The sequence below is a fragment of the Flavivirga spongiicola genome (genome assembly GCF_030540825.1).
Taxonomy (GTDB): Bacteria; Bacteroidota; Bacteroidia; order Flavobacteriales; family Flavobacteriaceae; genus Flavivirga; species Flavivirga spongiicola.
Genome location: NZ_JAUOEO010000001.1, coordinates 318,604 through 338,582, shown reverse-complemented (window position 1 = coordinate 338,582; position 19,979 = coordinate 318,604). Strand labels below are relative to the sequence as shown.

At 33.3% G+C, this 19,979-nt stretch carries 10 protein-coding genes; all 10 read left to right on the top strand.

The window, feature by feature from the left end:
* The first annotated feature begins 94 nt into the window (after nucleotides 1-94).
* The 10 genes from Q4Q47_RS01135 (at nucleotide 95) to Q4Q47_RS01090 (ending at nucleotide 19,447) form a co-directional block, all read left to right on the top strand.
* On the top strand, nucleotides 95-3,388 hold the full coding sequence (locus Q4Q47_RS01135; RefSeq protein WP_303304816.1) for a glycoside hydrolase family 2 TIM barrel-domain containing protein: 3,294 nt from the start codon (nucleotides 95-97) through the stop codon (nucleotides 3,386-3,388).
* A gap of 536 nt (nucleotides 3,389-3,924) precedes the next feature.
* Nucleotides 3,925-6,186, top strand: coding sequence for a GH92 family glycosyl hydrolase (locus tag Q4Q47_RS01130; RefSeq protein ID WP_303304815.1), 2,262 nt, complete (start codon nucleotides 3,925-3,927; stop codon nucleotides 6,184-6,186).
* The gene (locus Q4Q47_RS01125) at nucleotides 6,186-8,063 is read left to right on the top strand and encodes a sodium:solute symporter family protein (RefSeq protein WP_303304814.1); all 1,878 of its coding nucleotides are present in this window, start codon (nucleotides 6,186-6,188) and stop codon (nucleotides 8,061-8,063) included. Before Q4Q47_RS01130 ends, Q4Q47_RS01125 begins: the two co-directional genes overlap by 1 nt.
* Nucleotides 8,064-8,408: 345 nt before the next feature.
* Nucleotides 8,409-9,473, top strand: coding sequence for a carbohydrate-binding family 9-like protein (locus Q4Q47_RS01120; protein ID WP_303304813.1), 1,065 nt, complete (start codon nucleotides 8,409-8,411; stop codon nucleotides 9,471-9,473).
* A gap of 7 nt (nucleotides 9,474-9,480) precedes the next feature.
* On the top strand, nucleotides 9,481-10,599 hold the full coding sequence (locus Q4Q47_RS01115; protein ID WP_303304812.1) for a putative glycoside hydrolase: 1,119 nt from the start codon (nucleotides 9,481-9,483) through the stop codon (nucleotides 10,597-10,599).
* 7 nt (nucleotides 10,600-10,606) lie between these two features.
* Nucleotides 10,607-11,626, top strand: a complete 1,020-nt coding sequence (locus tag Q4Q47_RS01110; RefSeq protein ID WP_303304811.1) for an isoaspartyl peptidase/L-asparaginase family protein — start codon at nucleotides 10,607-10,609, stop codon at nucleotides 11,624-11,626.
* A 77-nt stretch (nucleotides 11,627-11,703) separates the two neighbouring features.
* A complete protein-coding gene (locus tag Q4Q47_RS01105) occupies nucleotides 11,704-14,022 on the top strand; it encodes a glycoside hydrolase family 20 protein (protein WP_303304810.1) in 2,319 nt (772 codons plus the stop codon).
* A 104-nt stretch (nucleotides 14,023-14,126) separates the two neighbouring features.
* Nucleotides 14,127-15,452 (top strand): alpha-L-fucosidase, encoded by a 1,326-nt coding sequence (locus tag Q4Q47_RS01100; RefSeq protein ID WP_303304809.1) that lies wholly within the window; start codon nucleotides 14,127-14,129, stop codon nucleotides 15,450-15,452.
* Nucleotides 15,453-15,681: 229 nt separating this feature from the next.
* Nucleotides 15,682-17,157 carry an alpha-L-fucosidase gene (locus tag Q4Q47_RS01095; RefSeq protein WP_303304808.1) on the top strand — a complete coding sequence of 492 codons (1,476 nt, stop codon included), beginning with the start codon at nucleotides 15,682-15,684 and terminating at the stop codon, nucleotides 17,155-17,157.
* Nucleotides 17,158-17,176: 19 nt separating this feature from the next.
* Nucleotides 17,177-19,447: a GH92 family glycosyl hydrolase gene (locus Q4Q47_RS01090; RefSeq protein ID WP_331497667.1), complete on the top strand. Its 2,271-nt coding sequence runs from the start codon at nucleotides 17,177-17,179 to the stop codon at nucleotides 19,445-19,447.
* Nucleotides 19,448-19,979: the final 532 nt, after the last annotated feature.

Below are 19,979 nucleotides of genomic sequence, written 5' to 3'. Positions count from 1 at the left end.
TTTATTTAAAAAAATATTAAAGACAAAAGAAGATTAATTTACAACAACGTTTCCGATGAAAAGCTACCGTCCAATTATTTGTGAAGAAAAAAAAATGATACGATATTTCTACTTTATACTTCCCTTTTTTTTGTTGTCCACCTTAATATATAGTCAACAAAAGAACCCTATTACAGATTATAAATACTACATTGAAAATGAGCAGGTCATTAGCGAAAACAAATTGCCAGCTCATGCTTCGTTTACTTCATTCTCTACTGTTGATGAACGGAAATCTAATAGGTCTACTTATCACCAATCGTTAAATGGTATTTGGAAGTTTAATTGGGTAAGAAACCCTAAAGACCGTCCAACAACTTTCATGAATCCTCAATTTGATGTTACAAATTGGCAGGACATTAAAGTGCCTGCTAACTGGGAGGTTGAAGGCTTTGGAGTACCTATTTATGTAAATCATCAATATGAGTTTGCGGATTATAAAGCGCCTGTCGCTGATGATATGAAGTTTACGGATAGAATTTATCCCGAAAACCCAGGAAATGTGCCAGATAACTACAATCCCGTTGGTACTTATTTGAGAGATTTTAATCTAGAAAAAGATTGGAAAAATAAAGAAGTGTTTTTGCATATTGGCGCTATGAAATCGGGCGGTTTTGTATGGATTAACGGAAATTACATCGGGTATTCACAAGGCAGTAAATTGCCTGCCGAATTTAATATCAGCAAAGCCCTTAAAACTGGAAAAAATACTATTGCACTTCAAATTTTCCGCTGGACCGATGGTTCTTATTTAGAATGCCAGGATTTTTGGCGTATCAGTGGCATTGAACGTGATGTGTTTATTTATGCGCAACCCAAAGTTCGGATTCAAGATTTTGAAGTGAACTCCATTTTAGATGGCGCCTATAAAAATGGTGAATTATCAATTGATATTGATTTAACAAATCACCTTAATAAAGGGAAAAGTATAACCTTATCTTATCAAGTTTTAGATGTAAATAACAACAGTGTTGCTTCTAATTTCAAAACAGTTAATATTAAAAGTTTTCAAAAAACTTCTACTAATTTTAAAACAACAATACCTGATGTAAAGCCATGGAGTGCAGAACACCCCAGTCTGTATACTTTAATTTTGGAAACAAAAGATAGTAGAGGAAATTTACTGGAAACTACTTCATCAAAAATTGGCTTTCGTTCAGTTGAAATTAAAAACGGGTTACTTTTGGTAAATGGACAACGTATCACATTAAAAGGTGTTAATACCCAAGAGGCCGACCCGGAAACCGGTCATGTGATGTCTGAAGACTTAATAATGAAAGACATTCGTCTTTGGAAAGAGAACAACATTAATGCGGTTCGTTTAAGTCATTATCCTCGAGGTAGACGGTTTTATGAGTTATGTGACATTTATGGGATTTATGTTGTAGACGAAGCAAACATAGAATCCCATGGAATGTATTACGGAAAGTATTCTTTGGCTAAAAAAGCTGAATGGGAAAATGCTCATGTTGACAGAATGGTTCGCATGGTAAAACGTGACAGAAACCATCCATCTGTAATTATTTGGTCAATGGGAAACGAAGCAGGAAATGGGGTTAACTTTTTTAAAGGCTATGATGCCATTAAGGCCAATGACCTTACTAAGCGTCCTGTTCAGTATGAACGTCCTTATAAAGATTATGATGGTAGTTTATACGACATGGATACTAATACCGATATTATTGTGCCTCAATATCCTTCTCCTGCTCGTTTTGAAGAGATTGGCAGGTCCAAAACAGATCGTCCTTTTATCCCAAGTGAATATGCTCATGCTATGGGAAACAGTACTGGGAATTTTCAGGACTATTGGGATATTATTGAACAGTATGATAATCTTCAGGGCGGATTTATTTGGGATTGGGTAGACCAGTCTATTTGGAAAACCAATGAAAGTGGAGAAAGATATTATGCCTATGGAGGTGATTATGGAAAAAATATGCCTACTGATAATACCTTTCTTAACAACGGTATTGTATTTCCAGACCGCACACCACAACCAGCACTTTATGAAGTTAAGAAAGCTCATGAGTTCATCAATTTTAAATATAAAGGCATAAACAGACACAACGAGTTAAGGCTACTTGTAGAGAATCTATATGATTTTACTAATCTTAATATATTTGATTTTAAAGCTCAAATAAAAGCAGATGGAAACGTTTTAAAAACCATTTCACTTGAAGATATTTCTGTTGAGACACATACAGGGAAGCTTATTCGTATCCCTTTAAAAGATGTTGAATTTAAAGAAAATACCGAATATTTCGTAGAAATAGCTGCAACCACCAAAAAGGAATGGGGGATTTTGCCTTCAGGATATGAGCTGGCTCATGAACAAATAGAGCTAGTAAGTAAATTCAAAAAAGCAAAAACGAGTATGACAACAGATTCAAAATTATCTGTTAAAAATTCCAACGGAAAAATTACCATTTCTAGTAAGAGTCTAAAAATTGTTTTCAGTAAAAATGAAGGAAGAATGACATCTTATCAATATAAAAATAAGGAATTATTAATAGATGGTAAAGGGCCTAAACCAAATTTTTGGAGAGCGGTGACCGATAACGATTTTGGAAACCAGATGGACAAGAGAAATATTGGATGGAAAATTGCTTCAAACAATCTTAAAGTTACCGATTTAAATACTACAGAATCTACAGATGGGAGTATATTAATGACAGTTACATATACGCTTCCGTCAGTTGAAACAAGCTTCACATCCATCTATACAATTTATGGTAATGGCGTTGTTCAAATAAACAATACATTAAATACTACAACATACAAAGGCGATATTCCGAGAATAGGAATGCGCTTGCAACTCGCAAAAACCTATGACAACTTGAACTATTATGGTAGAGGCCCATGGGAGAATTATCAAGATCGAAATGCTTCAACTTTTATTGATTTATACACTTCAAAAGTTGCTGATCAATATGTGCCATACATTCGTCCTCAAGACAATGGTTATAAAACAGATACGCGATGGATTGCTCTTTCTGATGAAAATAATAGCGGTTTGTTATTCGTCTCTGGAGATAAAAAAGGATTAAGCTTTAGTGCGCTTCATATGGAAAATGAAGATTTTGATACTACAGGTGGTACGGATTATAAAACATCAAATAAGAGTAAGCATACTATAGATATAAAAGAGAAGAATTTAGTGCAATTAAATATTGATTTGGGGCAACGTGGTGTTGGTGGGGACGATAGTTGGTATTCTAAACCACAAGAACAATATAGGTATAAAGGAAATGAAAAACATTCATACAGTTTCTATATGATTCCATTTAAAAATGGCACTTCAGACGAGAAATTTGAGATTAGCAAACTGTATAGAAATCTAAACGATTAATAATGAACTCGTTTAAACTACCCAATCAAGCTGTATACATGTTTTTGGATGTAGCGAAAATTAACAATTTCATTTCCATTTGTAGTTTTTTTGATTTGCATAGAGCTGTTTTGTAAGGAATAAAGACAAGAACAGGTGTGCACGTGATATATATAAAAGAGGCATTTTAGCCAATTGAAAAAATTTAGATGAGTTCAATAAGTATTTATTGATTCGCTTAGGGATATTTAAAACCTCAAAAAGGTTTCGTTTTATAGTAACATAATAAATATTTAAAATAGACATTAACCCTATGAAAAGGAAAGCCTACTAATGTTGTCTTTGTTGAATATAAATAGCTTCCGTGAATCCCGGCCCCTTAGAATTACGGTAATAATAAAATAGACTAGTCAAAATATAACATGTCATTGTTATACAATAAAGTTGAATGGATTTTTTTGATGTTTGACTGAGTTCACACGTCATCCGTCTAAATTTATTTTATTTCATGTTAAAATTATGAACTTTTATATGGTTATCGATACTAAATTATTTTTATGAAAAAAAAATACTTATACCTTTTAGTGGTAGTTTCAATATTTGGTTGCTCTAAAAAAGTAGATAAATCAAATAAAGAAAATGGGTCATTGGATTTAACAGCACAGGTAGGCCCTTTTATTGGTACAGGAGGGCATGGGCATACATATCCAGGTGCAACGGTTCCTTTTGGCATGTTGCAAGTTAGCCCTGTAAACGGAATTAGTTCATGGGATTGGTGTTCTGGTTATCATTATTCAGATTCTATTGCAATCGGGTTTTCTCATTTAAATTTAAGTGGAACTGGTATTGGTGATTTGGCAGATATATTGTTTATGCCAATTAATAAAGAAGTAGATTTATCTTTATACCCTAAATCTCGCGATAGTTTACCTTATAAATCTTCTTATAGTCATAAAAATGAAAGTGCTACTCCGGGGTATTATCAAACGTTTCTTAAAGATCACAACGTTAATGTAGAACTCACGACATCACAGCGTACGGCAAGCCATAAATATACATTTGCCAAAGGAGATGAACAATCTGTTGTAGTCGATCTTGGATTTGAGATGAACTGGGATAGAGTACAAAAAACATCTTTAGCTATTGAAGATACATATACACTTAGTGGGTATCGTTTTAGTAAAGGATGGGCAAGAAATCAGAAAGTATTTTTTGTAGCCAAATTTTCTAAACCCATTTCAAAACACAATCTTTTTACTGACGGAATTAGAATTGAAAAAGATAATGCAGAAGGAAAAAAGTCAACAGTACAATTGTTTTTTGAAGCCGATAATACTAATGAACTACAAGTAAAAGTTGCTTTGTCGTCGGTTAGTGTAAACAATGCTAGAGAAAATTTAGAAGCAGGAGCATTCAATTTTGAAACTATAAAAGTAGAAGCAGAAAAGAATTGGAACAAGGCACTTTCAAACATCGTAGTTGAAACACCTATAGATTCTTTAAAAACAATATTTTATACGGCATTATACCATTCACAACTAGCTCCAGTTACTTTTAGTGATAAGAATGGGCAATTTAGAATGGAAAATGACAGTATTGTTAGGGCTCAAAATTATACGGCGTATTCAACACTGTCACTTTGGGATACTTTTAGAGCCGAACAACCATTACTTACATTAATAGCACCGGATAAGGTTTCAGATATCATTAACAGTATGTTGGCATATTACGAAACTAAAAAGATACTTCCTGTCTGGACACTGTATGGTAATGAAACGAATACCATGACAGGGTATCATTCTATCCCGGTAATAGTTGAAGCTTATTTAAAAGGGATTAAAGGATTTGATGCAGAAAAAGTTTATGAAGCTATGAAAGGAACTATGATGCAAGATGAACGCGGATTAAATCATTATAAAAAGTACGGATACATTCCTTATAACTTATTAGATGAATCTGTAACTATAACTTTAGAGTATGCTTATAACGATTGGTGTGTAGCACAAATGGCAAAAGCTTTAGGAAAAGAAGAAGATTATACTCTTTTCTTAAACCGATCAAAAGCCTATCAATATTTATTTGATAATGAAACAGGCTTCATGCGCGGAAAATATGAAGATGGAAAATTGTGGAATGAACCTTTTGATGCCAAATATTCTAATCATAGAGAGCATACAGATTATACAGAAGGTAATGCGTGGCAACATAGTTGGTTTGTGCCTCACGCCGTTGAAGATTTTATTTCGCTTCATGGAAATAATGAAGTATTTACTAATAAGTTAGAGCAACTTTTTACTGAAAGCTCAGAAATTACCGGGGATAATACGTCCGCAGATATATCCGGGTTAATTGGTCAATATGCGCATGGTAACGAACCTAGTCATCATATCGCTTATTTATTTAATCACGCAAACAAACCATGGAGGACACAATATTGGGCTAGAAAAATAATGGATACACAATACAACACAACTCCAAATGGATTAAGTGGTAATGAAGATTGTGGTCAAATGTCAGCATGGTATGTCTTAAGCTCTATAGGGCTGTATCCATTAAACCCAGCATCGGCTACATATGAAATAGGAAGTCCTGTATTTGAAAAGACAACTATTAATCTTTCAGGAGGAAAATCTTTTGTGATCGAAGCAGAAAATGTTTCAGATAAAAACATATATATACAATCAGCAACATTAAATAACCAAATCTTCAATAAAACATCTATAACACATCAAACCTTAATAAAAGGTGGGAAATTACATTTTGTTATGGGATCTGAACCTAACAAAAACTGGGGTGTAATTAAAAGTATAGAGGAATAATGGACAATATTGATGTGTCAATTATAATAGCTTATGTCATTTTAACACTAGCTATTGGGATATGGGTTTCAAAAAGAGCTTCAAAAGGATTAGATTCTTATTTTCTTGGAGGTAAAACTATTAAATGGTATTATTTAGGACTAAGTAATGGGTCTGGTATGTTCGATGTTTCGGGTACTGCCTGGATGGTGGGCATACTATTTCTTTACGGTGTAAAGAGCTTTATGTTTATGTGGCTATGGCCCATTTGGAATCAGATTTTTGTTATGATGTTTTTGGCTGTTTGGATCAGACGATCAAATATCATGACAGGCTCAGAATGGATTTTAACACGTTTTGGGGATGCTAAGGCTGGCAGAGCTTCACATATCATTGTAGCTGTTTTTGCTATAGTCGCAGCCATTGGGTTCATTGCTTACTTTTTTGAAGGGGTCGGTAAATTTATGACTATAATTTTGCCATGGGATTTAGGCCTTCAGTTTAATAACATGCATTTACTAACTTCTGAGCAGTCTTATGCACTTATAATTATATTTTTAACAACTGTTTACACTGTAAAAGGAGGCATGTTTTCTGTGGTGGCAACCGAAGTTTTACAATATGGTATTATGGTTATTGCAGGCCTTTTAGTAGCTGTTTATGCTTTTATTACTGTTACAGATATTGAGATAGCTAATGTTATTTCCGAAGAATGGAAAAACGTTTTCTTTGATTGGGAATTGGGTCAACATTGGAATGAAAAATACGTAGCTTTTGATAATTTAATTAATGCAGAAGGTTTTAAAATGTTTGGCGCCTTTATTGGAATGTCGCTTTTTAAAGGGTTTTTTGCAAGTATCGCAGGCCCAACACCAAGCTTTGATTTACAACGAATTCTTTCTACAAAAACAGTTAAAGAAGCTGCATATATGAGTGGTTTTACAAATCTCATTCTGTTTATTCCCAGATATTTATTAATTTCTGGAATCGTTGTTATTGCTTTAGTTACTTTAAGCCCGGAAATGAATAGTAATCCCCTTTTAAATGGTAACGATTTAGAAATTCTATTACCTAAAGTGATTAACTTTCACATCCCAGTAGGCATTAAAGGGCTTTTGTTAGCAGGGTTATTAGCTGCTTTTATGAGTACATTCTCAGCTTTTGTTAATGCTGGTCCAGCATATATTGTAAACGATATATATAAGAAATATTTTAAGCCAAATGCAGACAGTAAACATTATATTAAGGCCAGTCATTTAGCATCCTTTATAGTTGTTGCTCTTGGTGTTTTTATGGGTTTCTTTGCAGACTCCATAAATTCATTAACATTATGGATTACAAGTGCTCTTTTTGGAGGTTATGTTGCTGCTAATTTTTTAAAATGGATTTGGTGGCGTTTTAATGGATGGGGGTATTTTTGGGGTATGCTATCGGGTTTAATTGTAGCTACTTTACAGTTTGTATTAGATCAGAATAAAGGTGATTTTGAAACAGGGTCACTGTTATATGATTTGGGTAATATACATGCCATTTACTTATTTCCTATTATATTTTCTGTGTCGCTTTTAGGATCATTTTTAGGCACTTTTTTAACCCAACCAACATCTATGGAAGTATTAAAATCTTTTTACAAAGATGTGCGTCCATGGGGGTGGTGGCATCCTGTATTTAAAGAATTGAAAAATGAAGACAAAAACTTTGCTAAAAATAAAGGATTTGCTTTAGATATGTTAAACTGTATGGTTGGTATCATATGGCAATCCAGCATGATTGTTTTACCAATTTATTTTATGATCAGAGATTATCCAAAAGCATTAATAGCCCTTGTAGTATTTATAATCACATCTGTTATACTTAAATTTACATGGTTAGATAAAGTAAAGAAGTTACCGAATTAGAATAATAAAATTTGATTAAGTGAGTACAATTCCTTGGCAAAATAGACCTGTAAACAATAAAGAAATTATTTGGAGCTATTCTGAAAATCTAATGATAGAATAGGAATGTTGTACTCACATCAAATAGTATTTTTAATAGTACTGTAGTTCCTGTTGGCAATATGTTTGCTGAAGTTTTTTGATGTGACAATATAGTAGTATAAAATGAATGTTTTTACAGGATTTAGTGAAATATTGGTATAGATAGAAATCGCAGATACAGTAGTTGCTCTGGTATTTAGTAAATTGATTGGAATCATTCAGTTTACAAAAGATAATTGTTTATAAGTATTGAAGTTTAATATTATGAAATTTAATTTTTTTCTCACTTTTATTTATTGTTTTTCTATCATTAGTTGTGCTCAAACTAAAAAAGAAATGATTCCTCAAACGTATGTGGCTCATAAGACCACGGAAATTATGACTATTGATGGGGAAGCAAACGAGCCGGCTTGGGAAAAAGCAAAATGGACTCATGATTTTATTGACATTGAAGGGGATAAAACACCCAAATACATAACCAATGTGAAAATGCTTTGGGATGAAAACTATTATTATATTTTGGCAAAAATGAAAGAACCGCATATTTGGGCGGATATAGAATTACATGACGAAATAATTTTTTATAATAATGATTTTGAAGTGTTTATAGATCCAGATGGAGATACGCATAATTATTACGAATTAGAAATAAATGCGCTTAATACTGCCTGGGACTTATTTATAGGAAAGCCTTATAGAGAGTCTAATAATCCTGTATTAAATGATTGGAATTTTACGGGGTTAAAATCGGCGGTAAGTATTGATGGTACTTTAAATAACCCTAATGATACAGATAAAAGTTGGACTCTTGAAATTGCTATTCCTTTTAAAGATCTAAGAACAGCATATAACCAAGATAATGTACCAAGAGATCAGTTTTGGCGTGTGAATTTTTCGAGAGTAAACTGGCAACATGATATTAATAATGGTATTTACTCGAGAAAAAAGGGAAAAGATGGTAAGTTCTTACCCGAATATAATTGGGTGTGGTCTCCAATGGGCGTTATTAATATGCATGAACCAGAGAAATGGGGGTATGTGTACTTTTCTTCAAATGCCGCTGATGATGAAACATTTATAATTCCGCAAGACGAAAAAATAAAATGGAAATTATATACCTTGTATAGAGCGCAAAAAGCACACTATGCTAAACATGGGAAGTATGCGACAAGTATTGATAGTTTAAATGCATCGGCAATAATTATAGATGGCAAAAAATTAGAACTAAAACTTGAAAATCATAGTATGGGTTACAATATGACTGTAAAAAGCCCTTTTTCAAATAAAATTTTAAACCTTAAAGAAGATGGTAAATTCATTTCAAAATAAATTAATAATGAAAACAAATTACATATGCCTTGTTGTATTGCTTTTAAGTTTTATGGCTTGTAATCAGAAAAAAGAGGAAAACAATAATTCTCAAATAGCTCAATTAGAACCTGCATTAGAAACATTTAAATTCGGTACTTGGATAACCTCTCAAAAGGAGAAATCGAATGAAGATTATGCTGCAGAATTTGAAAAATACAGTAATGCTGGAATAGATGAAATTTTAATAAACACAGAAACAGACCCAAAAGAGTTAGAACGTTTAGTACCAATAGCTGCTAAGGCAGGTTTAAAAGTGCACGCATGGATTATGGCTATGAATCGTCCAGGAGATACTGTGGCTTTGAAACACCCAGAGTGGTATATTGTAAGTAGAGATGGGAAATCGTGTTTCGATACCCGCCCTTATGTAGATTATTACCAATGGTTGTGTCCAACGCGAGAAGCGTCTCGTAATCATGTTTTAAGTTTGGTTGAAGGCTTGGCTAAAGTAGACGGTATTGAGAGTGTGCATTTAGATTATATTCGTTTTCCAGATATCTTTTTACCTATTGGTTTGTTACCAAAATATAATTTAGAGCAAGATACAGAGATGGCTGAATTCGATTTTTGTTATTGTGATGCATGTATTAATGCATTCGAAAAAATACATCACAAGAACCCTAAAGAAAGTAAAAATACTGCGATTGATATGGAATGGAAAAATTTCAGATTAAATGCCATAAAATCGGTAGTCGATGATGCCTATAAAATTGTAGGTAAACACAATAAAAAATTAACCGCTGCGGTATTTCCTTACCCAGAGATGGCAGACCATATGGTGCGTCAACGTTGGGACAAATGGAACATAGATGAAGTATATCCTATGATATATCACGGTTTTTATAATGAAGAAATAGATTGGATTGGATATGCTACCAAGCAAGGCGTCAATGATGTAAAGGCTAAAAATATTGGTATAAATACAGGTGTATATTTGCCTCCTTTTAAATCTGCGGCAGAATTAAAACAAGCCATATTATTAGCTAAAGAAAATGGTGCTAAAGGTGTTACATTTTTTGATGGACCAGCTTTAACCGATGATTATTTACAAGTTATTAAAGAAACCAAAGCATCATTAAAATAGTTAGTTTATGTCAGATAGAAGGGATTTTATAAAAAAAGCAGCTTTAGGTACCATTGGAGTTAGTACTGTGATGGGGTGTAATCAACTAGCTAAGGAAGAGCCCCAAGAGGAGAGTAAAGCAATACCTCAAGCTGGCATGAAGCCTCTAATTATTTCTACATGGAAACATGGGTTGCCAGCTAATGAAGAAGCTTGGAAGTTTCTGAAAAATGGCAGTTCAGCCTTAGATGCTGTTGAAGCTGGAGTAAAAATACCAGAAGCCGACCCTAAGGAGCGTAGTGTAGGTTATGGAGGTTTACCAGATAGAGAAGGAAAAGTGACTTTAGATGCGTGTATTATGGACCATAATAGCGACTGTGGATCTGTTTCCTTTTTACAAGGAATCAAACATCCCATATCTGTCGCTAAAAAAGTATTAGAAGATACACCTCATGTTATGTTATCCGGTAAAGGAGCTTTACAGTTTGCTTTATCTAAAGGATTTAAAGAAGAGAATCTTTTAACACCTGAATCTGAAAAAGATTGGAAAAAATGGCTGGAAGAATCGAAATATAAACCAGTAATCAATATCGAAAATCATGATACAATAAGTATGCTGATTTTAGATGAAAGTGGAAATTTAACAGGCGCATGTACTACCAGTGGCGCAGCATGGAAAATGCATGGACGGGTTGGTGATTCTCCCATTATTGGAGCCGGTTTGTTTTTAGATAATGAAGTTGGTGCAGCTGCTGCAACAGGTTTAGGAGAAGCAGTCATTAGAACAGCTGGAAGTGCTATGGTTGTTGAGCAAATGAGGTTGGGGAAATCTCCTGCCGAAGCTTGTAAGGAAATCGTAGAACGTATTTACAGTAAGCATAAAAACCATAGGGATATGGAATATTTACAAGTTGGATTTATTGCCGTGAATAAGCAAGGTGAATATGGCGGGTATAGTTTGCGTTCAGGCTTTAATTATGCTGTTTGTGATGATGAAAAAGGTCATAGAATGGAAGATGCAAAATTTAAAATGACTTGGGATAAATAAAAAATTTCTTGAAACGAACCATCCTTTAGGCTGAGCCTCGAGGAATTCTTTTTGATTAAAACAGTAAAAACCCTCAGATGAAAGTATTTAATAAAATAACGATCCTATTAATAATTGCTTTAAGTTCATGTACAAAAGAAAAAGTGTTTTCTGAAAGCGATATTCAAATTATTCCAAAACCAACAGAATTAATATTAAATAAAGGTACTTTTCAATTTACAAAAGACACTAAATTCATTATAGCCAATGAAACACAAAAAGAGTTATTAAATATTTTTATTAGTAAGTTTAGTACAGTAGCAGGTTGGAATCTTGAAGTTTTAGAAACGACACCTCAAAAAAATTATGTTCAATTTTTAATAGATGAACGTTTAGAGAACGAATCTTATAATTTAGAGGTAAACACAGACAAAATTAGTATAGTAGCAAACGGAAATTCGGGCTTTATTTATGCTTTAGAATCCATTAGACAATTGCTTCCGATAGATATAGAACGCTCAGAAATGGTTTCTGATGTTGCGTGGATAATTCCAAATTTAAAAATTAAAGATAACCCTAGATTTAAATGGCGCGGGCTCATGTTGGACTTATCACGTCATTTTTTTGACAAAGAGTATATTAAAAAAGTGATTGATGGTTTAGCAATGCATAAAATGAATGTATTGCATTTACATTTAGTAGATGATCAAGGTTGGCGTATAGAAATTAAGAAATACCCTAAGTTAACAACCATTGGAGGATGGAGAGTAGACCAGGAAGATAAACATTGGAATGCCAGAGAAGCTGTAAAAGCAAATGAAAAAGGAACTTACGGAGGGTTTTTAACACAAGCAGATTTAAAAGAATTGGTTGCCTATGCGCAATTAAAAAATGTTGAGATTGTTCCGGAAATTGAAATGCCTGCACATGTTAGTAGTGCTATTGCTGCGTATCCGGAATTATCTTGTTTTGAAACCCCTATTGGAGTGCCATCAGGAGGAGTATGGCCCATAACAGACATTTATTGTGCTGGTAAAGAAAACACATTTCAGTTTTTAGAAAATGTACTTTTAGAAGTCATGGATATATTTCCTTCTAAGTATATTCATATTGGAGGTGATGAAGCTACCAAAACAAATTGGAAAACTTGTCCGCACTGTAAAAAGAGGATGAAAAAAGAAGGCTTACATGAGGTAGAAGAATTACAGAGCTATTTTGTTAAAAGAATGGAGAAATTTATTAACTCAAAAGGAAAAAAATTAATAGGCTGGGATGAAATTTTAGAAGGCGGATTAGCTCCAGATGCTACCGTTATGAGTTGGAGAGGTATTAAAGGAGGGCTAGAAGCAGCAAAACAGGGACACGATGTTATTATGACACCGAATTCTCATTGTTATTTTGACCATTACCAAGGGCCTCAAAACGAAGAACCACTCGCAATAGGAGGTTATCTTCCACTGAGTAAAGTCTATCAGTTTGATCCTGTTGTAGATACTATGAGCGCAGAAGAAGCATCACATGTATTAGGAGGTCAAGCTAATTTATGGGCAGAATATATACCTACGCCCGAACATTCTCAATATATGATCTTTCCAAGGCTAGCAGCTTTAGCAGAAACGGTTTGGAGCCCTAAAGCATTAAGAAATTGGGATGATTTTTCTAAGAGAATAGCGACTATGTTTAAGCGCTATGATTATTTAGGAATAAATTATGCTAAAAGCACCAATTTGGTAACTGCAAATACGACGGTTAATTTAGAAGATAAATCGGTGAGTTTATCATTGCAAAATGAATTTACGAATACCGATATTCGTTATGTACTGGGGAGCTCTAATATTGATGAAAACCCGATAAAATATAATAATCCAATAGAACTGAATAAAACGACCATAGTGAAAGCCTCTTTATTCAAAGCAGGTAAGCCAATTGGTAAAGTATTTATTGATACTATTAAATTTCATAAAGGTGTAGCTCATAAAACAGAATATTTGACCCTTTACAGTAACAGTTATCAAGGGGCAGGTGCTTACAATATGGTTAACAGTTTAAGAGGTACCAAAAATTTTCACGATGGTCAATGGCAAGCATGGCTAGGAGAAGATATGGAAATTGTCATCGATTTGGAAAATAAAGAAGAAATAAGTGAAGTTATTCTTGGATCGATGGAAAACCAAGGCCCTGATATTTATTTCCCTACATCAGTTTCAGTATTTGTTTCAAATGATGGTAACTCTTATAAAGAAGCGGGTAAAATCGAACGTCCTTTTCAACATAATTCAAAAGCAGAATTAAGAGATTTTAGAATAAAATTTAAAGAACAAGCCGTAAGATTTGTAAAAGTAAGAGCAACCTGTTTGGAAAAATCTCCTAAAGGAGGAAGAGCTTGGTTGTTTGTTGATGAAATTTTAATTAATTAAAAATGAAACTGACATAATTAAAATAATCTTTAAATATACAGAACAATGATTATTTTAATTATCAAAGATTACATATGACCGTTGAAAAACAATAAAATAAACAGATGAAAAATTATAAGAAAGCTTTAGTGCTACTATTATTAGTTAGTAGTCAAATATTTAGTCAGGAAAATAAGCTCACTAAAGAAGAACGACTAGAATGGTTTAAGGATGCTAAGTTAGGTGTCTTTATACATTGGGGTATTTATGCGGTTAATGGTATAGATGAATCCTGGTCGTTTTTTAACAATTATATTTCATATCCTGATTATATGAAACAACTAAACGGTTTTACCGCTAAAAAATATGACCCGGAATATTGGAGTAAACTAATAAAAGAAAGCGGTGCGAAATATACGATTATAACAACAAAACATCATGATGGTGTTGCACTTTGGAATACCAAATATGGCAATTTGAATGTGGTAGATAAGACTAAAGCGAAGCGAGATTTAATTACCCCGTTTGTAAATGCAGTACGTAAAGAAAATTTAAAAATTGGATTATATTATTCTTTATTAGATTGGTCTCACCCAGATTATCCTAACTTTTTGCGACACGAAAAGCGCTATACCGGAGACGCTAAAAGATGGAAGGCTTTTACAAAATTCAATTTTGGACAAATAGAAGAACTAACAGCGTTTAATCCAGATTTATATTGGTTTGATGGTGATTGGGAACAATCAGCAGACATGTGGAAGGCTAAAGAAATTCGTGAATTGTTATTAGAAAGAACGCCTACAACTATTATAAACTCTCGTCTGCAAGGTTATGGCGATTATGCAACTCCAGAACAAGGTGTGCCCATTACGAAACCAGATAATAATTATTGGGAGTTATGTATGACCATGAATAACTCGTGGGGCTATCAGCCAAACGACACAAATTATAAAACAACGAATCAGCTTATTCGCATTTTAGTAGATTGTATTAGTATGGGCGGCAATTTATTATTAGATATCGGTCCAAAAGCTGATGGCACTATTCCGAAAGAACAAATAGATATTTTAAAAGGTATTGGCAGATGGACAAGTAAGCATAAAGATGCTATTTATGGTACTAGAGCAGGCATTCCTCACGGGCATTTTAACGGATATACAGCTTTATCAAAAGATAAAAAGATATTGTATTTGTATGTAGATAACAAGCCTAATGGACCATTATTAATTAAAGGGCTAAAAAATAAGATTAATAGGATTTGGGTTGTTGGTAACGGCACAAAACTATCTCATAAAGTTGTTGGAAAACAGTATTGGAGTGCTGTGCCAGGTTTGCTATATATAGATGTTCCTGAAAAAGTTCAAGATAAGGATGTGACTGTAATTGCCGTATTATTAGATGGAGAAGTAGATTTATACAGAGAAAAGGGACAAGTTATTGAAAGTAATTAGATAGGCGTATTCGACTTTATGAAGAAGATTAAATTCGGCTACCAATGTTTAAAAAGGAGGTGTTTATTTTACAAAATAAAACACATTTGAAAAAATAAAAACAACTTTAATACTAGTGTCTTTATACAAACAGTCCATTTAAAAGAAAAATCAGATAGCAATACATTTAAAAATCAGAGTAAAAAATATTTATATCCATTAAATAATTCAAAATAAAAATAATAATCAGATGAAAAAAGTAATTGTAGCCATAGTCCTTTTGTTTTCAGTTCAAGGCTTTTCCCAGGCTATTTATGAAGAAGAACGTTATGTCCCGGAAACAGACCCTTTAGTTTTAGAAAAATTGTCGGAATGGCAAGATATAAAATTTGGATTATTGATGCACTGGGGGGCATATAGTCAATGGGGGATTGTAGAATCATGGTCACTCAGTCCAGAAGAGTACGATTGGTGTAGAAGAACAAAAGGAAGCAATCCAAATGATTATTTTGTATATAAAAAGGAATATGAAGCACTTCAGAATACTTTTAACCCCACTCAGTTTAATCCAGAAAAATGGGCAAAGGCAGCAAAAGGAGCAGGTATGAAGTATGTGGTGTTTACAACGAAGCATCATGATGGTTTTAGCATGTTTGATTCAAAATATACAGACTATAAAGTCACAGACCCAAGTACGCCTTTTTCGTCAAACCCAAAATCTAATATTGCCAAAGAAATATTTAATTCGTTTAGAAATGAAGGGTTATGGACGGGAGCTTACTTTTCAAAACCTGATTGGCATTCAGAATATTATTGGGATCCAAAATACCCTCCAATGGATAGAAATGTAAACTATTCCCCAGAAGAGAATCCAGAGAAGTGGAACAAGTTTGTCGAATTTACCCATAACCAAATTATGGAACTCATGACAGATTATGGTAAAATGGACATTTTATGGTTAGATGGTGGTTGGGTTTCAAAAGCTCCAAAGAAAGAAATTATTAACTGGTACGATAAAACTTTAAATAAAGATAACGAAGCTTATTTAAAACATCGCATGGTCAATCAGGATATCAAAATGGATGAATTGGTTATTAAAGCCAGACAAAAACAACCAGGGTTAATTGTTGTCGATAGAGCTGTTCATGGTAAAAACCAGAATTATTTAACACCAGAAAACAGAGTGCCGGAAAAAACGTTGCCATACCCTTGGGAATCCTGTATTATTTCTGGAGGTGGATGGTCTTATACGCCTAATGCGACTTATATGAGTGGCAGACAGGGAGTTCATACCCTTATAGATGTCGTGGCTAAAGGAGGAAACTTATTATTGAACATTGCCCCAGGACCAGACGGAACATGGCAGCAAGGCGCTTACGACTTATTAAAAGAATATGAAGACTGGATGCATGTAAATAGTTCTGCCATTTATGAAACAAAACCAATAGCTCCATTTAAAGAGAATAATATTTGTTTTACTCAAAATAAGAACGGTCAGGTTTATTTTATGTACTTAGCAGAGGAAAACCAAAATACAATCCCTTCTGAAATTGTTGTAGCCTCTATAACTCCAAAAAAAGGTGCTAAAATACGTTTGTTGGGTTCTAAAAAGAATTTAAAATGGGTAGCTCTTGAAAAGGGTTTTAAAGTCATAATTCCAGAGAACATGCAAAATAACCCGGCATCTAAATACGCTTGGGCTTTTAAGATTTCAGCAGTAAATTAATAAAATAATGTGCCTTATTATGTGTTTTAATAGTTCAATAAATTGGTGTAAAAGAGAAGCAAGATGGTTTCTATTAATGCTTTTAATGCTATTTAATTATTTAATAAGTTTTTCTCAAAACCCAGTTAATTATGTAAATCCATTTATTGGCACATCAAATTTTGGAGCTACAAACCCTGGAGCGATAGCGCCTAGAGGTATGGTAAGTGTTTCTCCTTTCAATGTGGCAGGAGCACCAAATTTACCTTTAGAAAAAGATAGTCGGTGGTTGTCTAATCCGTATATTAACGAAAATACATTTTTAACAGGTTTTAGCCATGTTAATTTAAGTGGTGTCGGTTGCCCGGATTTGGGAGTTATTTTAACCATGCCAACTACAGGAGCACTTAAAACGAATCACTTAGAGTATGGAACAACTTATACTAACGAAGTGTCTAAGCCTGGGTATTACAGCGTAAACCTTTCTAAATATAACGTAAAAACCGAAGTAACAGCTAGTACGAGAACCGGTGTAAGTCGTTATTCATTCCCTAAAGGCCAATCTAACATTCTTATAAATTTAGGTTTAGGTTTGACTAATGAAGAAGGAGCCGTTATTAAAATTGTCTCTGATACCGAAATTGAAGGTATGCGTAATGTTGGTTCTTTTTGTTATTATAAACCAGAAGAAGCATATCCTGTTTATTTTGTAGCTAAATTTAGCCATCCTGCGGATGATTTTGGTGTATGGAATACGCCTAAAAAAACGAAAGGGATTGAAAGCCAATGGATGGGATATAATGGAAAAACACGTTTGTATAAACAATATAAAAAAGAGGTTATAGGAGATAGTATTGGGAGTTACTTTACCTATCATTTTAAAGAACCGACTACTGTAGAAGTTAAAATTGGAGTTTCGTATGTTAGCATAGAAAATGCTCGTGAAAATCTGGAAAAAGAAACACAGGGGTTAACATTTGATGCTATTTATAATAAAACTGCTGCGACTTGGAATGATTTATTATCTAAAATAGAAGTTGAAGGCGGTACAGAAGATGACAAAACTATTTTTTATACAGCATTGTACCATACGCTTATTCATCCAAATACATTAAACGATATAAATGGTGAATATCCAACCATGGCTAAACGGGAAACAGCAAAAACCAAAGGCACCCGATTTACGGTGTTTTCCTTTTGGGATACTTATAGAAACCTGCATGCATTAATGTCTTTGGTATATCCTAAGCAACAATCTGATATGGTAAAAAGTATGCTTAATATTTATGATGAAAGTGGTTGGTTACCAAAATGGGAATTAAATGCTACGGAAACGACTACTATGGTTGGAGACCCTGCAGGGATTATATTAGCAGATACCTATTTAAGGGGTATTCAGGACTTTGATATTGAAAAAGCGTACGAAGCCATGCGTAAAAGTGCCTTGCAGTTAGAAAACAACCCTTTAAGGCCAGGAATAAAAGATTATATAGAAAAGGGCTATTTAACAACGACTACCACCAAAAGCGGATCGGTTTCTACGACACAGGAATACAATATTACTGATTTTGCAATTGCTCAACTAGCCAAAAAACTAAACAAGAAACAGGATTATGAATTGTTCTCTAAGCGTTCTATCACATATCGAAATTTATTTGATAAAAAATTTAATCTTTTAAGACCAAAAAACCATGATGGTTCCTGGTTCTCTCCTTTTAATCCAAATACTGGCGCCAATTTTGAAAAAAATCTAGGTTTTATTGAAGGTAATTCTTGGCAGTATACTTTTATGGTTTCTCATGATATTAAAATGCTTATGAAACTAATGGGAGGAAAAAAACAGTTTGTAAAACAATTAGACCTTGTTTTTAATAATAAACAATTCGACATGGCGAATGAGCCAGATATAAACTACCCTTTTTTATATAATTATGCAAAGGGGTATGAGTGGAAAACACAGGATCGTGTTTCTAGTTTAATAAAGGAATATTTTACTAACAAACCAGCTGGTTTGCCAGGAAATGATGATACAGGAACGATGTCTGCGTGGTTAATTTATAGTATGATGGGGATATACCCGAGCTCTCCAGCTGAACCTAATTATACCATTACGTCGCCACACTTTAACAAAATTACAATTCATTTAAATCCTAATTATTATAAAAATGATAAACTAATTATTACATCTAATACTTCAAAAGATAAAAATCACATTAAGAACATTCGTATTGATGGTAAACCATATAAAGATTATTTTATTTCACATAAAGAATTGGTGAATTCCAGAAGCATTGAGTTTACTTTAGAATAATACCATTTCTTATTTGAAATAATCGTAAAAAGCTCTTTTTTGCTTTCTATTTCAATATGAAAACATGTGTTCAGCATGACTGGGTGGGGCGTTTAAGCGTGTTCTTTCTTACAAATATTTGAAGTTAAAAAAGCATACAAACTTCTGTCTATTTAGCCATGTCATTAGTCGAAATAAATTCGTGCTATTCTAGTCTTTCCTTTTCTTAGCGGAAAGAAAAATAAACCGAACCCTTAATTTTATATTGATTAAGTTTTTATTTGTTATTTGTTTATTTTGAATTAGTCGTTAGTTTAGAGAAAAACTTGAGAAATCAAGTTTTTCTTTTTAGTAGTAACTTATAACTCTGCGTCTATCTATTTTAGGAATACTGTGGATCGAATTTAATTCCCCTGATATACTTCATTTTTTAATTTTAGAATAGTATTTTTGAATTAATTAAACTATAGAAGTGCTTTTTACAATCACTACATGATTAGGTTGTTAAACCTGATAGTGCACAGCCAGAATTTTTTAGTTAAAATAAATCAAA